This is a genomic window from Micromonospora sp. CB01531 (assembly GCF_001905095.1).
Taxonomy (GTDB): Bacteria; Actinomycetota; Actinomycetes; order Mycobacteriales; family Micromonosporaceae; genus Micromonospora.
The window spans coordinates 132013-146482 of sequence record NZ_LWLS01000094.1; the positions used below are offsets into that span (position 1 = coordinate 132013).

The 14470-nt window shown below is 74.2% G+C and carries 16 protein-coding genes; 9 read left to right on the top strand and 7 right to left on the bottom strand.

Translation table 11 applies throughout. From position 1 onward, the window contains the following. Positions 1 to 56: 56 nt before the first annotated feature. From radA to A6A27_RS28665, 3 genes are all read right to left on the bottom strand, one after another. On the bottom strand, positions 57 to 1511 hold the full coding sequence (gene radA / locus A6A27_RS28655) for a DNA repair protein RadA (RefSeq protein ID WP_073837752.1): 1455 nt from the start codon (positions 1509 to 1511) through the stop codon (positions 57 to 59). A 103-nt stretch (positions 1512 to 1614) separates the two neighbouring features. Further along, complete coding sequence (locus tag A6A27_RS28660; protein ID WP_073837753.1) at positions 1615 to 2361, bottom strand: hypothetical protein; 747 nt, start codon at positions 2359 to 2361, stop codon at positions 1615 to 1617. 140 nt (positions 2362 to 2501) lie between these two features. Beyond that, positions 2502 to 3341: a UbiA family prenyltransferase gene (locus tag A6A27_RS28665; RefSeq protein ID WP_083672945.1), complete on the bottom strand. Its 840-nt coding sequence runs from the start codon at positions 3339 to 3341 to the stop codon at positions 2502 to 2504. Positions 3342 to 3386: 45 nt separating this feature from the next. Between A6A27_RS28665 and A6A27_RS28670 the strand changes: the two genes are divergently transcribed. The 4 genes from A6A27_RS28670 to A6A27_RS28685 all read left to right on the top strand — a co-directional run bounded on the left by A6A27_RS28670 (position 3387) and on the right by A6A27_RS28685 (position 7229). Continuing rightward, positions 3387 to 4148 carry a methyltransferase domain-containing protein gene (locus tag A6A27_RS28670; RefSeq protein WP_073837755.1) on the top strand — a complete coding sequence of 254 codons (762 nt, stop codon included), beginning with the start codon at positions 3387 to 3389 and terminating at the stop codon, positions 4146 to 4148. 46 nt (positions 4149 to 4194) lie between these two features. Beyond that, the gene (locus A6A27_RS28675; RefSeq protein WP_073837756.1) at positions 4195 to 5361 is read left to right on the top strand and encodes an acyl-CoA dehydrogenase family protein; all 1167 of its coding nucleotides are present in this window, start codon (positions 4195 to 4197) and stop codon (positions 5359 to 5361) included. A gap of 185 nt (positions 5362 to 5546) precedes the next feature. Then, a complete protein-coding gene (locus tag A6A27_RS28680; RefSeq protein WP_073837901.1) occupies positions 5547 to 6596 on the top strand; it encodes a type III polyketide synthase in 1050 nt (349 codons plus the stop codon). Between the two features lie 48 nt (positions 6597 to 6644). Then, a complete protein-coding gene (locus tag A6A27_RS28685; protein WP_073837757.1) occupies positions 6645 to 7229 on the top strand; it encodes a hypothetical protein in 585 nt (194 codons plus the stop codon). 3 nt (positions 7230 to 7232) lie between these two features. Here A6A27_RS28685 and A6A27_RS28690 read toward each other — a convergent pair whose 3' ends face one another. After that, a complete protein-coding gene (locus A6A27_RS28690; protein WP_073837758.1) occupies positions 7233 to 7925 on the bottom strand; it encodes a hypothetical protein in 693 nt (230 codons plus the stop codon). A 328-nt stretch (positions 7926 to 8253) separates the two neighbouring features. On the opposite strand from A6A27_RS28690, the gene A6A27_RS28695 reads away from it, so the two are divergent. Next, complete coding sequence (locus tag A6A27_RS28695) at positions 8254 to 8739, top strand: CarD family transcriptional regulator (protein WP_007073334.1); 486 nt, start codon at positions 8254 to 8256, stop codon at positions 8737 to 8739. 54 nt (positions 8740 to 8793) lie between these two features. Next, positions 8794 to 9495 (top strand): 2-C-methyl-D-erythritol 4-phosphate cytidylyltransferase, encoded by a 702-nt coding sequence (ispD, locus tag A6A27_RS28700; RefSeq protein ID WP_073837759.1) that lies wholly within the window; start codon positions 8794 to 8796, stop codon positions 9493 to 9495. Here ispD and A6A27_RS28705 read toward each other — a convergent pair. After that, positions 9475 to 10071, bottom strand: coding sequence for a hypothetical protein (locus A6A27_RS28705; RefSeq protein WP_073837760.1), 597 nt, complete (start codon positions 10069 to 10071; stop codon positions 9475 to 9477). The genes ispD and A6A27_RS28705 overlap by 21 nt on opposite strands. A 26-nt stretch (positions 10072 to 10097) precedes the next feature. After that, entirely contained in the window at positions 10098 to 10649 is a 552-nt protein-coding gene (locus tag A6A27_RS28710) for a hypothetical protein (RefSeq protein WP_143194227.1), read from the bottom strand. A 135-nt stretch (positions 10650 to 10784) separates the two neighbouring features. Between A6A27_RS28710 and A6A27_RS28715 the strand changes: the two genes are divergently transcribed. Genes A6A27_RS28715 through A6A27_RS28725 form a run of 3 tightly spaced genes read left to right on the top strand, consistent with a single transcriptional unit; the run spans position 10785 to position 13308 of the window. After that, on the top strand, positions 10785 to 11741 hold the full coding sequence (locus A6A27_RS28715) for a helix-turn-helix transcriptional regulator (RefSeq protein ID WP_073837762.1): 957 nt from the start codon (positions 10785 to 10787) through the stop codon (positions 11739 to 11741). Between the two features lie 17 nt (positions 11742 to 11758). Next, positions 11759 to 12244: a 2-C-methyl-D-erythritol 2,4-cyclodiphosphate synthase gene (gene ispF / locus A6A27_RS28720; protein ID WP_073837902.1), complete on the top strand. Its 486-nt coding sequence runs from the start codon at positions 11759 to 11761 to the stop codon at positions 12242 to 12244. A 38-nt stretch (positions 12245 to 12282) separates the two neighbouring features. Further along, positions 12283 to 13308, top strand: coding sequence for a tetratricopeptide repeat protein (locus tag A6A27_RS28725; protein ID WP_073837763.1), 1026 nt, complete (start codon positions 12283 to 12285; stop codon positions 13306 to 13308). Here A6A27_RS28725 and A6A27_RS28730 read toward each other — a convergent pair. Further along, the gene (locus A6A27_RS28730) at positions 13301 to 14470 is read right to left on the bottom strand and encodes a homogentisate 1,2-dioxygenase (RefSeq protein WP_073837764.1); all 1170 of its coding nucleotides are present in this window, start codon (positions 14468 to 14470) and stop codon (positions 13301 to 13303) included. The genes A6A27_RS28725 and A6A27_RS28730 overlap by 8 nt on opposite strands.

Genomic DNA, 14470 nt, shown 5'->3' on the forward strand with positions numbered 1-14470 from the left:
CGGGTGCGCTCGGTGCCCGAAATCGCCCAGCCGGTCCGCCCCCGCCGTCCCACGCGTCACTCCGCGGACGCGCGGGCGGCCGCCTGAAGTGCCGCACGGACGTCGGTGACTTCGATCACCCGCATGTTGTCCTGAGTCACCCCGCTGCTGGTCGGACCACAGCCCGGCGGCACCAGGGCCAACCGGAAACCGAGCCGGGCCGCCTCGGCCAGCCGGCGGGGGACCGCACCGACCCGGCGCACCTCGCCGGTGAGCCCGACCTCGCCGATCGCCACCAGATGCGGGGCGATGGCCAGGTTGAGGCCGCCGGACGCGACCGCGAGCGCCACGGCCAGGTCGGCCGCCGGCTCCACCACCCGGATGCCGCCCACGGTGGCGGCGAACACCTCGCGGTCGTGCAGGGTCAGCCGTTCGGTCCGCCGCTGGAGCACCGCCAGCACCATGGCCAGCCGGGCCCCGTCCAGCCCGGAGACCGTACGCCGCGGCGAGCCGGCCACGGTGGCTCCGATCAGCGCCTGCACCTCGGTCACCAGGGCCCGCCGGCCCTCCATCGCCACCGTGACGCAGGTGCCCGGCACCGGCTCGGCGTAGCGGGTCAGGAAGAGCCCGGACGGGTCGGCCAGGCTGCTGATGCCCCCCTCGTGCATCTCGAAGCAGCCCACCTCGTCCGCCGCGCCGAACCGGTTCTTCACCCCCCGGACCATCCGCAGCGACGAGTGCTTGTCGCCCTCGAAGTGCAGCACCACGTCGACCAGGTGCTCCAGCACCCGGGGGCCGGCGACCTGACCGTCCTTCGTCACGTGGCCGACCAGCACCGTGGCGATGCCCCGCTCCTTCGCGACCGCCACCAGGGCCGCGGTGACCGCCCGGACCTGGGTCACCCCGCCCGGCACGCCCTCCATACCGGTGGTCGAGATCGTCTGCACCGAGTCGAGCACCAGCAGCCCCGGCTTGACCGCGTCGAGGTGGCCGAGCACCGCCGACAGGTCGCTCTCGGCGGCCAGATAGAGCTGCTCGTGCAGGGTGCCCATCCGCTCGGCCCGCAGCCGCACCTGGCTGACCGACTCCTCGCCGCTGACTACCAGGGACGGGCTGCCGGCGTTGGCCGCCCACTGCTGGGCGACGTCGAGCAGCAGCGTCGACTTGCCGACCCCCGGCTCGCCGGCGAGCAGCACCACCGCACCGGGCACGAGGCCACCGCCGAGCACCCGGTCGAGCTCGCTGACCCCGGTCGGCCGGGCCCGGGCCGGTGCGGCGCTGATGGTGGCGATCGGGCGGGCCGGCTCGGCAGGCATCCGGGAGCTGACCACCCGGCCGGAGACCAGCGGCCCGGTGACGGTGCACTCGACCACCGAGCCCCATTCGCCGCACTCCGGGCAGCGCCCGACCCACTTGGGTGGCTGGTGGCCGCAGGCGTCGCACTCGTACGCCGGGCGCGGCTCGCGGGCGGCGCCCCGGCTCCGGCCGGTGGCGGCGGTGGTGCGGGGGGACGTCGATCGAGAGGTGCTCACCCCAGGACGCTAACCGGGCGGTACGACGAAAGCCCACCTGGAAACGACGACACCGCCGGCGTGGCGCTGGCCACACCGGCGGTGCCGTCGAGGAACGGGTCGGTCAGCTGTGGCCGCCACCCTCCACCAGGCCGCCGGGGTGGCCGGCGCCACCCTCCTCCTCCCGGGGCTGTACGACCGGCGAGGGGCGCGCGGCCGGGGTCAGCGGGACGCCGATCGGGGCCGCGGTCTTGATGGTCTTGCCGTTGCCGAAGTCGAAGATCAGGTTGACCTGCTGGCCGGAGAGCAGCTTGTCGTTCAGGCCGACGAGCTCGAGGAACCGGCCGCTGTTGCTGTTGAGCTGGGCGTAGCCGAGCGCCGGGATCTCGATCCGGGCCGGCTGGGTCGGCGCCGACTCGCTCGGCGAGGCCGACGGGCTGGCGGACTCGGGGGCGCTGGCGGAGGCCGACGGCTCGGTCGGGCTGGGCGACGCGGACGCGGGCTCGGTGGCCGACTCGCTCGGGCTAGCCTGGGCGCCGCTCGGCGTGGCACCGGCCAGCACCACGTCCCGGGCGCTGTCGGTGGTGACCGTCACGGTGACCGGGGACTCGCCGTCGTTGTAGATCACCATGTTGAGCGGGGCGTTGGCGCCCGCCTGGTAGCCCTCGACGCCGGGGAACTGTACGTACAGGCCGCGCACCGCGTAGACGTTGTCGGGGGTCTGGACGTTGACGCCCTGCACCGACGGGATCTTCTTGGCGGTCTCGGCCACCTGGCCGGCGCCACACCCGGACAGCAGCAGGCTCGTCGCCGCCGCCGTACCGGCCAGCAACAGGGCCGCCCGCCGGGAACCCCTGATCGAGCGCGTCACGTCGGTCCTCCTCGTCACGATCCCCACCCGGCCGTACGCCGGGCACGGGGTGGTCATACCCGCGCAGACCGCGCTCCAGGGTAGTTGGGGCTGATCGAGGCCCGCACGCCGACCCGGTGATGCCACCTTCCGGGGACCCGTCACACCACCCGTCCGTTCGCCACCAGCAGGACCACATCGATGAGCGCCACCAGCATCACCGCCCGGAAGGCGGCCACCGGCCGGCCACCGGCCCGGGCCGCGGCCCGTCCGGCGTACCAGCCGAGGGCCGGCACCAGGATGGCGGCGGCGACCGCCGCCAGGCCCGCCCACGACGGCGGCCCGGGCGGCCCGACGACCAGGATGACGGTGGCCGCGAGGAGCAGCCCGCCGGCGGCCGCCCGGCTGCCGGCCGCGCCGAGCCGGTGCGGCAGCCCGCGCACCCCGGTCCGGGCGTCGTCGGCCAGGTCGGGCAGGACGTTGGCGAAGTGGGCCCCGGCGCCCAGGCAGGCGGCGGCGGCCACCAGCCAGACCGGGGGTGCGGGCGCGCCGGGCAGGGCCAGCACCACGAACGCGGGCAGCGTGCCGAAGGAGAACGCGTACGGCAGCACGGACACCGGGGTCGACTTCAGCGGCCAGTTGTAGAGCAGCGCCGACACCAGCCCGAGCGTCACGCAGAGCGCCGCCGTGCCGCCCGTGAGCAGCGCCGCCAGCGGGGTGGCGACGGCGGCCGCGACCGCGGCTCGGGCGAGGGGACGCCGTCCGATCAGGCCGCTGGCCACCGGCTTGTCGGTACGTCCCACCGCGGCGTCCCGGTCGGCGTCGATGAGGTCGTTGCTCCAGCCGACGGCGAGCTGGCTGGCCAGCACGGTGAGCACCACGACGGCGATCCCGACGGGTCGGTGCCCGACACCCCAGGCCAGCAGCCCGGCCACCACGGTGACCGCGGCGGCCGGCTCCGGATGGCTCGCCCTGACCAGCCCTAACACCGACGACGACATAAGAGAAGTCTGGTCGTTACCGGGGAGCCGTGTCACGCTCTGTCCATGCGCGACGCGGCCCCCGTGTCCACCCCGCTCCGGGTGCTGCCACCCAACGACCCCCGCCAGTACGACGACCTGGCCGGCGAGTGGTGGCGGCCCGACGGCGCGTTCGCGATGCTGCACTGGCTGGCCCGGGCCCGGGCCGACCTGGTGCCCCCGGCGTCCGGGCCGGACGCCGTCCTGGTCGACCTCGGCTGCGGTGCCGGGCTGCTCGCCCCGCACCTGGCCGGCAAGGGCTACCGGCACATCGGGGTGGACCTCACCCGTTCCGCCCTCGTCCAGGCCGCCGCGCACGGGGTGACCGCGCTCCGCGCCGACGCCACCGCCGTCCCGCTCGCGGCTGGCTGCGCCGACGTGGTCTCGGCCGGCGAGCTGCTGGAACATGTGCCGGACTGGCGCCGCGCGGTGGCCGAGGCGTGCCGCCTGCTGCGTCCGGGCGGCCTGCTGGTGCTGGACACCCTCAACGACACCGTGCTGGCCCGGCTGATCGCGGTGGAGATCGGCGAACGGCTGCCCACCGTGCCGCGCGGCATCCACGATCCACGGTTGTTCGTGGACGCCCGAGCCCTGGTCGCCGAGTGCGCCCGGCACGGCGTCGCGCTGCGGCTGCGCGGGATCCGGCCGGAGCTGGGCGGGACGCTGGCCTGGCTGCTGCGCCGGTTGCGGAGTGGCGCCGCCGATCGTCCGGTGGGGCGGACGCCACGGATCGTGCCGACCTGGTCCCGAGCCGTGCTTTATCAGGGCCACGGGGTCCGGAACCGGTAGCCCGGGCCGGGCCGGGGTAGCGGGGACGTCGAGAAGGGGGCTCTACATGACTGTGCACGCGCTGGAAGCGGCCCGCCGGTTGGCGCCGCGACTGGCTGCCCGCGCGGCGGGCCACGACCGGGACGGCTCCTTTCCGGTCGACGACTTCGCCGACCTGCGGGAGGCCGGGCTTTTCGGGCTGATGGTGCCCCGGGAGCTGGGCGGCGCGGGGGCCAGCTTCGCCGAGTACGCCGCCGTCGCCACGGAGCTGGCCCGGGGCAACGGCGCCACCGCGCTGGTGTTCAACATGCACGCCTCGGTCACCGGGGCGCTCGGCGCGGTCACCGAGGAACTGGCCGAGGCGCTCGGCGTACCGGACGAGGCGCTGGCCGCCCGGGACCGGCTGCTCCGCGCCGCGGCCGACGGCGCCTGGTATGCGGTGGCGATGAGCGAACGCGGCGCCGGCGCCCGGCTGTCGCAGCTCAGCACGGTGTACAAGCCGGTTGACGGGGGCTGGCACATCAAGGGCAGCAAGACCTTCTGCTCGGGTGCCGGGCATCCGGACGGCTATTTGGTCGCCGCCCGCAGCGCCGCCGACCAGTCGGTGGTCTCCCAGTTCCTCGTGCCGGCCGGCGAGGGCATCACCGTCGAGGCCACCTGGGACTCGCTGGGCATGCGCGCCACCTCCTCGCACGACCTGCATCTGGACGTCACCGTGCCCGCCGACCGGCTGCTCGGCGGGGTGGAGGGACTGGCCCTGGTGGTCGCCCAGCTCATGCCGCACTGGTTGGTGGCCAGCTACGCCGCGGTGTACGCCGGGGTGGCCCGGGCGGCGATCGAGGCTGCGGCCGAGCACCTGAACGCCCGTAACCTCGCCGGCCTGCCCGCGGTCCGGGCCCGACTGGGCCGGGCGGACGCGGCGGCCGCGGCGGCCGAGCTGGTGGTGGCCGAGGCGGCCCGCCGGGTCGACGAGGCGCCCGGCGACCCGGAGACCAACCGCTGGGTGTGGCGGGCCAAGCTGCTGGCCGGCACCACCGCTGCCGACGTGGCGGCGTCCATGCTGGAGGCCGCTGGCACCTCGGCCACCCGCCGCGGCCACCCGCTGGAGCGGCTCTACCGGGACGCCCGGTGCGGCTCGCTGCACCCGGCGACCTCCGACGTCTGCGCCGACTGGCTCGGCATCGCCGCGCTCGGCGGCGACCCGGACCGCGATGGCGCGACGCCCCGCTGGTGAGCGTGGCGGGCCTGCACCGGCGACGGGAGCCGGCCGTTGGTGAGCGCGGCGGGCGGACCCCGCAGTCGCGACCGGGAGATGGTCGTTGGTGAGCGCGAGGAGTGAGCCGGGTTTGCGAATCCCGCAGTCGCGAACGGGAGATGGTCGTTGGTGAAGCGTGGGATCGGGAACGAGAGGTGGGCGACATGGCCGTGCCGGTGATCGCGGGTGTGGGTACGGCCTTGCCGCCGGCCACGACGCAGGACGAGCTCTGGGACGGCTTCTTCGCGAAGCATTTCTCCGGGACCACGTACGCCCTAGCCGAGCGCATCTTCGCCAACTCCGGGGTGTCCCGGCGACAGGCGGCGGTGAACCCGCTGCTGGAGGACGTCTCCGAGTGGCCGACCGAGCGCCGGATGCGGCGCTACCAGGTCGAGGCGTTGCCGCTCGGCAAGGAGGCGGTGGGCCGTGCGCTCACCGCCGCCGGACTGGACGCCGGTGACGTCGGGCTGTTCGTGGTCTGTTCCTGCACCGGGTACGCCACCCCGGGGCTGGACATCCTGCTCGCCCGGGACCTGGGCATGGCCCCGGACACCCAGCGCATGTTCGTCGGCCACATGGGCTGCTACGCGGCCCTGCCCGGGCTCGGCGCGGCCAGCGACTTCGTCAGCGCCCGCGGCCGCCCGGCGCTGCTGCTCTGCGCCGAGCTGACCAGCCTGCACATCCAACCCGCCGGCGTCCGGGTGGACACCCAGCAGATCGTCTCGCACGCGCTCTTCTCGGACGCCGCGGTCGCCGCCGTGCTCGTCCCTGGCGGCCGGGGGTACGCGCTGCGCGAGGTCACCTCGGTCACCGACACCTCGACCGCCGACCACATGACCTGGGACGTCACCGACACCGGTTTCCGGATGGGGCTGTCGCCGAAGGTCCCGCAGGTGCTCTCGCGCCACGTCCGGGGGCTGGTCGACGAGCTGCTGGCCCGGCACGGGCGGACGGTCTCCGAGGTGGACGGCTGGGCCGTGCACCCGGGCGGCCCGCGCATCCTCAACGTGGTGGACGGGGAACTGGCCCTGCCGCCGGACGCACTCGCGGCGTCCCGGGCCACGCTGGACGAGCACGGCAACTGTTCGTCTCCGACCGTGTTGCTGATCCTGGATCGGCTGCGCCGGGCCCAGACGCCGCCGGAGCGGATCGTGATGCTCGCGTTCGGACCGGGCCTGACCCTGTACGCCGCCCTGCTCGACCGCACCGGGTGACGGTGGCACGGGTCGGTGCCGGCCGGGCCGCGCGGCTACCCTGACCGCATGGGCGCCGACGACCGGGTACGGGGTGCGCTGCTGGCCGGGCTGACGGTGGCCGGGCTGGCCGCGGGTGGCTGGTGGTGGCGGCAGGCCGCACCGGTGCTCGGCCCGACGGGCGCCGCACCCAGCCCGTCGGCGGATGCCTTCCTCGAGCCCGGGGTGCGGCTGGCCGACCCGGACACCAGCCGGGTGTTCGTCAACCTGGACACCGGGCAGGTGATCGCGGGGCCGGAGGCCGACCCGGACGAGGGACTGGTCGTCCATCAGGAGCCGGGCGCCCCCGGCGAGACGCTGAGTTCGCACGCCGTCTGGACGGAGCGGTCCCATCTCGACGCGGGAAACGAGCGGATGGTCCGGCAGACCAACCCCACGGCCGGCGAGCGCCACTTCCTCACCGTGTCCTGCACCGGTTCGGGGACGCTGACCGTGGCCCTCTCCGGCTCGGACGAGGACGATCCGCCACACATGACGACCTGCACGAGGACGCTCGCCCTTCACTTCACCGCCAGCGGCGGCCCGTTGCTGGTGCGGTTCACGGTTGCCGACGGCGAGCTCGACCTGGATGCCCGGCTGGTGACCCTGTTCTGACCGTCAGCCGGCGATCCGCGCCAGATCGTCGCGATACTGCTCGACCGGGCCCAGCTCGGGTACGACCCGCACCAGGGTGCCCTCCCGGTCCACGAGCAGCGCGGGGGCCGTGCCGGGGCGGGCCGCGAGGTGTGAGTAGGCGCGCAGACCGCCGGCCGGGTCGGCGAGGGTGCGTACGCCGGGGGCGGTGGCGGGCTCGGCCTGGCGGCCCTCGGTGACGGTGACCACGGTGACGCCCGGGGGTGCGGCGGCCGCCGCCTGGGTGACCTGTTCGGCGCAGGCGCAGGCGTCCACCAGGACGATCATCGCCGGCAGCAGGCTGCGCAGCGGCACCGGGGAATCGTCGGCGCCGACCAGGTCCAGCGCGGGGAGCGGCCCGACCGCCACCCAGTTGCTCGGGTAGGGGACGACCGTGGGACTGCCGCCGGAGCGCGAGGAGCGGGGCCAGGTGACCGCGGCCAGCCCGGTGAGGGTGATCAACACGGACACCAGCAGGACCAGCAGCGGCAGCCCCAGCGGCGGGCGGCCGCCCGGTCGGGCGGTGCGGCCGGTCCGGCGGCGCAGCTCGCGACGGACCTGTCGGGCCTCCTCGGCGAGGGCCGAGGCGTCGTCGGGGACGACCACCCGACCCCACTCCGGGGGCAGGTCGGGCAGCCCGTCCGGCGGCCCTTGGCCTTCAGCGTCAGGCATGCCCATCGGACCCCCAGGAACCGTCTCGGTGAGCGGACGTCGCGTCCACCTCCCAGGGTCCCGCACCGGTCGGCGTACCGCCACACCTGGGCGCACTCGGGATTCCGGGGCTACCATGGGAGGAGCGCATCGCCCTAGACATCCACGCTCCGTCACCCGCATCGGGTTGTCATCCGTTGGTCACGGAGCGTGTGGAAACCATCGGTTTGACCGCCTGTCAAGCTGAAGAAATACCTCTCACAGGGCCCCTGAGCTGCGCCAACGGTCAGGACAGCGGTGAGACATCGGTGCCTGAGCGTGTTACCCTAGACACAGCGAAAGGGGTTTCGAACCTATGGTTTTCAGTGTCGGCGAGACCGTTGTTTACCCCCACCACGGGGCCGCACTCATCGAGGCAATCGAGACTCGGGTCATCAAGGGCGAGCCCAAGCAGTACCTCGTCCTGAGGGTCGCGCAGGGTGACCTGACGGTCCGGGTGCCCGCTGAGAACGCCGAGATCGTGGGTGTGCGTGAGGTGGTCGGCGAAGAGGGCCTCGGCAAGGTCTTCGACGTGCTCCGCGCACCGCACACCGAGGAGCCGACCAACTGGTCGCGGCGTTACAAGGCGAATCTGGAGAAGCTGGCCTCCGGCAACCCGCTGAAGGTCGCCGAGGTCGTCCGCGACCTGTGGCGCCGGGAGCGGGAGCGGGGTCTGTCCGCGGGTGAGAAGCGCATGCTCGCCAAGGCCCGCGACATTCTCGTCGGCGAGGTCGCGCTGGCCGAGAAGAGCACCAAGGACGAGGCGGAGACGCTGCTCGACAAGGTGCTGACCGAGGCCTGAGTTCCACAGCATCGTCGTACCCACCCCGTAGCAAAGAAATCCGAGGACCGCGACGTGACCGCGCAGCTCAATCCGCGCGGTGACGTCGCGGTCCTTGTTCCTGCGGCCGGTGCCGGCGTACGCCTCGGCCCCGGCGCCCCCAAGGCGCTCCGGCCACTCGCCGGCGAGCCGCTGCTGGTGCACGCGGTACGCCGGATCGCGGCGGCGCCCTCCGTGCACACCGTCGTGGTGGCCGCCCCGGCCGCCGACGTCGATTCGGTCCAGGCGATGCTCGCGCCGGTCGCCCCGGTGATCGTGGTGCCCGGCGGCGCGGAGCGCCAAGCGTCGGTGGCCGCCGCGCTGGCCGCCGTCCCCGCCGGCCCGGAGATCGTCCTGGTGCACGACGCGGCCCGCGCGCTGACCCCGCCGGCGCTGATCGAGTCGGTGGCCGCGGCCGTCCGCTCCGGGCACGATGCGGTTATCCCGGTGCTCCCCGTCGTCGACACGATCAAGGAGGTCGGCGCGGGCGAGCTGGTCCTCGCCACGGCGGACCGGTCCGCCCTGCGGGCCGTGCAGACCCCGCAGGGCTTCCGTCGGGCGGTGCTGACCGCCGCGCACGCGACGGCCGGCGACCCGCTGACCGACGACGCCGGCCTGGTGGAGAAGCAGGGCGTGCCGGTGGTCTGCGTGCCCGGCTCGGAGTACGCCCTCAAGGTCACCCGGCCGTTCGACCTGGCACTCGCCGAGCACCTACTCTCAGCCGGCCAGGCGGGTTAGCGCCAGCTTCGCGATGTCCACGGCGAGACCCTTCAGGTCACCGCCGCGTAGTTTGACGCTGGACACCCCGAGCATCACCTCCAGCGCGTCGCCGTCCCCGACGGCCACGTGCAGACCGGCCTGGCCGTCGAACCACTCCGCCGGGGTGCCGAGCCCGGACACCTTCTCGGTGCCCTTGAAGAGCGGATTGTTGATCATTGCCGCGCCGCCCCGGTGGTACTGGAGCAGGATGGCCGGCCCGTCCGCCGAGTGGAAGTGGTAGGCGCAGACCGCCACCTCCTTGCTGGACTCGTCGGTGTCGGTGGCGACGATCTCCACCCCGGCCATTCGTGACATCTCGGTCTTGGTCAGCAGGCACGGGTCCGGTGGCCCGGGGGCGTCCACTCCGGAAGCGGCCGGGGCGGTCGTCGCCGGCTCGGCGGCGTCGGTGTCCGTACCAGCCGCCGGGTCCGCAGGGCCGGTGTCCGTGCTGGTCGCGGTGGCCGCCGCATCGTTGGTGGCCGAGCTCGGCTGGTCGCCGCAGCCCGCGAGGAGGACGAGGGCGGCCAGGGCCGTGGCCAGGTGTCGGGTACGCATGCTGGGTCCTTTCTGGTACGGGCGGGTCAGGCGGCCGGGCAGGTGACGGAAGCGACGACGTGTGCCGTTTTCCCGGCGTACGCGTCGACGCCGGGCAGGTCCAGGTCGAGCCGGAGCGCGGAGCCGTCGACCGCCCCGGCGGGCAGCGGTGCGACGAACGCGGTGTCGAGGTTCACCTCGACGATCACCTGGGGGTCGCCCTGGAGTTCGCCCGCCTCGGCCTGTCGGGGCGTCCAGACCTTCAGCGCCACTGCGGGGTCGCCGCCGCTGGCGACCTTCGCCTTGACGACGTCCGCGCCCCGCCCACCGACGAACGGCGGGGTACGGCCCAGCCGGCAGTGCTCCCCGTAGGTGTCGGTGATCGACCCGCGCAGCTCGGTGCGGGGCAGGTCGCCCGTGATCATCAGGTCGATCGTGCCCGCCCCGGTGGGCCGTACGTCCGGCTCGACGCCGGCCGACGCGGCCGCGTCCACCGCTTCCCGGGCGCCCGGGTCGACGTCCTCCGGCCCGCATGCGGTCAGCAGTACGGCGACCGCGACGACCGCCACGCCGGCTCGCAGTGCCCTGCCTCGTCTCATCCTTCTCCTCCATAGATCGGTCGGGTCGGACCAATGGTGAGGTTGGTGGACCCGACGATCCAGGTCACTAGCTGCAGCTTCAGCAAGCTGCAGGGTCAGGAATCCGACGTGGACGGCCGGCGGTAGCGTGCCGCCGTGGACCTCGACGAGGAACTGTGCGGGCTCTACGCCCTGACCCTGCGGATGCCCGGTGCCGGTCGGGACGAGTTGGCATTCGCGCTCGGCGGAGATCAGGCGCAGGTGGCCGACGGCCTGCGCCGGCTGACCGCGCTGGGCCTGGTCGGTGAGGTGGACGGGCGGGTCGAGGCCGTGCCGCCCGGCGCAGGCCTGGGCCGGTTGCTCCGCGATGGACTGGACGGGGTGTCCCGCCGGCTCGCCGACGTCGAGCGGCTGGTCGCCGAGTTGGAGCCGCTCAGCCGGGAGCATGCCGCCGGCCAGCGGGTCGTCGCAGACGCGTCGGTCAGCCTGGTCTCCGGGGTCGGCGAGGCCCGGGACGTGCCGCTCGCGGTCGCGCTGACCAACCCGCCGGTCCGGTCGTACTGCTGCCAGAAGGACCCGCGCTCGTTCGACGGGGCGGTGGTGCCGTGGATGGAGGACCTGCTGCACGCCGCCCGGGAGCGGTTACTGGTCATGTCGTTGCTGGTCGAAGCCGACGTGCTGGAGTCCCCGGCGGCGTCGGGGACGCTGAGCCGGTTCGCCGCGGCCGGCATCGAGGTACGCGTCCGTGGCCGGCTGCCCAGCGGCTACTACGTGATGGGCGAGCACGCCGCTCTGCCGCTGAAGTGGGGCGACGACCTGGCCGGCTCGGCGTACCAGTTCCACCTGGTCCGCTCGGCTGTGCTGGTGGCGGCGCTGACCAGCCTTTTCGAGGAGCTGTGGCGGACCGCGGTGCCGCTGGGCGCGGCGACCGATCCGCACCGGCGGGTGGTGGCGCTGCTGGCCCAGGGACTCACCGACGACGCCATCGCCCGCCGGCTCGGTCTCTCCGTACGGACCGTCCGGGCCCGGGTCGCGCGGGTGATGGCCGAGCTGGGCGTGCGTACCCGGTTCCAGGCCGGTGTCGTGGCGGCCCGGTCCGGCTGGCTGGACTGATCCGGGCGTACCCTCGGATCATGATCGTTCCTCGGGTGGCCATCGGCACCGACGTGCACGCCTTCGCACCGGGGCGGCCGTGCTGGGTGGCCGGCCTGCACTGGCCGGACCAGGACGGCCTGGCCGGCCACTCGGACGCCGACGTGGCGGCGCACGCCGCCTGCAACGCGCTGCTCTCCGCCGCCGGCCTCGGCGACCTAGGCGCGAACTTCGGCGTCGACCAGCCGGAGTGGGCGGGTGCCTCCGGGGTGGCCCTGCTCACCGAGAGCGCCCGGCGGGTCCGGGCGGCCGGGTTCCGGATCGGCAACGTGTCGGTCCAGGTGATCGGCAACCGGCCGAAGATCGGGCCGCGCCGGGAGGAGGCGCAGCGGGTGCTCTCCGCAGCGGTGGGTGCTCCGGTCACCGTTTCCGCCGCCACCACCGACGGCCTCGGCTTCACCGGCCGTGGCGAAGGGCTGACCGGCATCGCGGTCGCCCTGGTGTACGAGGCCCCGACGGAGTAGGTCGGCGGGGCGGGGCGCGGGCGGCTACGCTCGCCGGGATGCCGAGTGACGCCGCCCCCGACCAGTCCGCCGCCGACGGCTACCTCCAGCGCGCGCAGCTCCTCGCCGAGCTGGGCCGGTACGACGAGGCCGCCGGGGAGCTCAGCTCGGCGCTCGCGACCGAACCCGGTAACGCCGAGGCGTTGACCATGCTGGCCCAGGTGCATCTCGCCGCCGACCGGGCGGCCGAGGCGCTGGACGCCGCCGAGGCGGCCGTGGCCGCGGCGCCAGGGGCTGTACCGCCGCTGGTGGCGCGTGGGACGGCCCTGGTCGACCTGGAGCGGTGGAAGGCCGCCGCGAGCACCGCGGACGAGATCCTGGCGCTCGGCCCGACCGACCCGTACGCCCAGCGCAGTGCCGCCGCCATCCTGGCCGGCTCGCGGAACGGGCAGCAGGCGCTCGACGCCGCCTGGCGGGGGGTGGAGCTGGCGCCCGAGGCACCGCAGGCGCACCTGGTGCTCGGCCTGGTCTCTGCCCGGCTGGAGCTGTACGACCTGGCCGAGCGGGCCTACCGGGAGGCGCTGCGGCTCGACCCGCAGCTCGCCGAGGCGCGGCACGACATGGGCGTGATCCGGCTGGAGCAACGCCGCTACGCGGAGGCGCTGGAGCACCTGACGCAGGCGGCGGCGATGGACCCGGCGCGCCTCGACGCCGGCCGGACGATCTCCGCGGGCCTGCGCCGGCTGGTGCTCTACGGCGCCGGCTGGTCGCTGGTCGCCACCGTGGTGGTGGCCTTTCTGGCCCCGGGCGCACCGGGTCTCTCCCGGGTCCTCGCCGTGCTGGCCGCGCTCGGCGGGGCGCTGGTGGTCTGGCGGTACGCGGCCCGGGTGCCAGCTCTGCTGAACACGATCCTGCCCGGGCTGCTGCACGCCGATCGCAGCCTCGCCCTGGCGGTCTACGCGGTCGCCGCCGCGCCCCTGCTGCTGGTCCTCTATGCGCTGGTCGGCGGCCCCTGGCCCCTGGTGGCCACCATCACGGTGACCTTGATCGCCGAATTCGCCGTCCTCACCCGCCCGGTCAGCTGACCCGCCGCGCCCAGGTCCAGGCGTACCCGTCGTCCTCGCAGGCCGACGCGGCGTCGCAGAGGTCCAGCGGGCGGAAGGTGTCCACCATGACCGCCAGCTCGTCGAAGAAGTCCACCCCGATGGAGCGCTCGGCCGCCCCCGGCTGCGGGCCGTGGGTGAAGCCGGACGGGTGCAGCGAGATCGAGCCCTGTTCGATGCCGGAGCCGCGCCGGGCCTCGTAGTTGCCGCCGGTGTAGAAGAGCATCTCGTCGGAGTCGACGTTGTGGTGGTTGTACGGCACCGGGATGGCGTCCGGGTGGTAGTCCACTTTGCGCGGCACGAACGAGCAGATCACGAAGTTCGGGCCCTGGAAGGTCTGGTGCACGGGCGGCGGCTGGTGCACCCGGCCGGTGATCGGCTCGAAGTCGTGGATGGAGAACGCCCACGGGTAGAGGTGCCCGTCCCAGCCGACCACGTCGAACGGGTGGTGGGCGTAGCTGTACTTTGTCCAGCCCCGACGGTGCCGGACCAGCACCTCGACGTCCTCGTCGTCCACCAGCAGCGGCGCGTCCGGCCCCCGGACGTCCCGCTCGCAGTAGGGCGAGTGCTCCAGGAACTGCCCGCGTACGGAGAGGTAGCGCTTGGGCGGGCCGATGTGCCCGGCCGCCTCGATGGCGAGCAGCCGGGCCGGCCCGTCGCCGGTGGGGACGAGCCGGTGGATGGTCGAGGTGGGGATGATGACGTAGTCGCCGGCCACCGCGTCCAGCACGCCGAACGGCGACTCCACCCGCAGCGAGCCCGCTTCCAGATAGAGGCAGTGGTCACCGGTGGCGTCCCGGAACAGCGGGGACGGCCGGTCGGCCAGCACGTACGCGATCCGCACGTCGTCGTTGGCGAGCAGGTACTGGCGGCCGAGCACCGGGTCGGCACCGGCCCCGTCGAGTTTGTGGGTACGCAGATGGCGCGGCTTGAGCGGGAGGTTCGGCACCCGGGCGACGGTGGGCGGGGTGAACTCCTCGGCGGCGACGATCGCGGTCGGCGCGTGCCGGTGATAGAGCAGGGACGAGTCGGAGGAGAAGCCCTCCTGGCCGACCAGTTCCTCCGCGTAGAGGGTGCCGTCGGGCTGGCGGAACTGGGTGTGGCGCTTGCGGGGCACCTCGCCGACCCTGCGGTAGTACGGCAT

Bases quoted from the DNA above. Each gene is read 5' to 3' on its own strand.
- A6A27_RS28670 (WP_073837755.1), top strand. From the start codon at position 3,387: ATGCGCGACGCGGCCCCCGTGTCCACCCCGCTCCGGGTGCTGCCACCC.
- A6A27_RS28725 (WP_073837763.1), top strand. From the start codon at position 12,283: ATGCCGAGTGACGCCGCCCCCGACCAGTCCGCCGCCGACGGCTACCTC.
- A6A27_RS28710 (WP_143194227.1), bottom strand. From the start codon at position 10,649: ATGAGACGAGGCAGGGCACTGCGAGCCGGCGTGGCGGTCGTCGCGGTC.
- A6A27_RS28680 (WP_073837901.1), top strand. From the start codon at position 5,547: ATGGCCGTGCCGGTGATCGCGGGTGTGGGTACGGCCTTGCCGCCGGCC.
- A6A27_RS28695 (WP_007073334.1), top strand. From the start codon at position 8,254: ATGGTTTTCAGTGTCGGCGAGACCGTTGTTTACCCCCACCACGGGGCC.
- A6A27_RS28675 (WP_073837756.1), top strand. From the start codon at position 4,195: ATGACTGTGCACGCGCTGGAAGCGGCCCGCCGGTTGGCGCCGCGACTG.
- A6A27_RS28730 (WP_073837764.1), bottom strand. From the start codon at position 14,470: ATGCCGTACTACCGCAGGGTCGGCGAGGTGCCCCGCAAGCGCCACACC.
- A6A27_RS28705 (WP_073837760.1), bottom strand. From the start codon at position 10,071: ATGCGTACCCGACACCTGGCCACGGCCCTGGCCGCCCTCGTCCTCCTC.
- A6A27_RS28665 (WP_083672945.1), bottom strand. From the start codon at position 3,341: ATGTCGTCGTCGGTGTTAGGGCTGGTCAGGGCGAGCCATCCGGAGCCG.
- A6A27_RS28690 (WP_073837758.1), bottom strand. From the start codon at position 7,925: ATGGGCATGCCTGACGCTGAAGGCCAAGGGCCGCCGGACGGGCTGCCC.
- A6A27_RS28685 (WP_073837757.1), top strand. From the start codon at position 6,645: ATGGGCGCCGACGACCGGGTACGGGGTGCGCTGCTGGCCGGGCTGACG.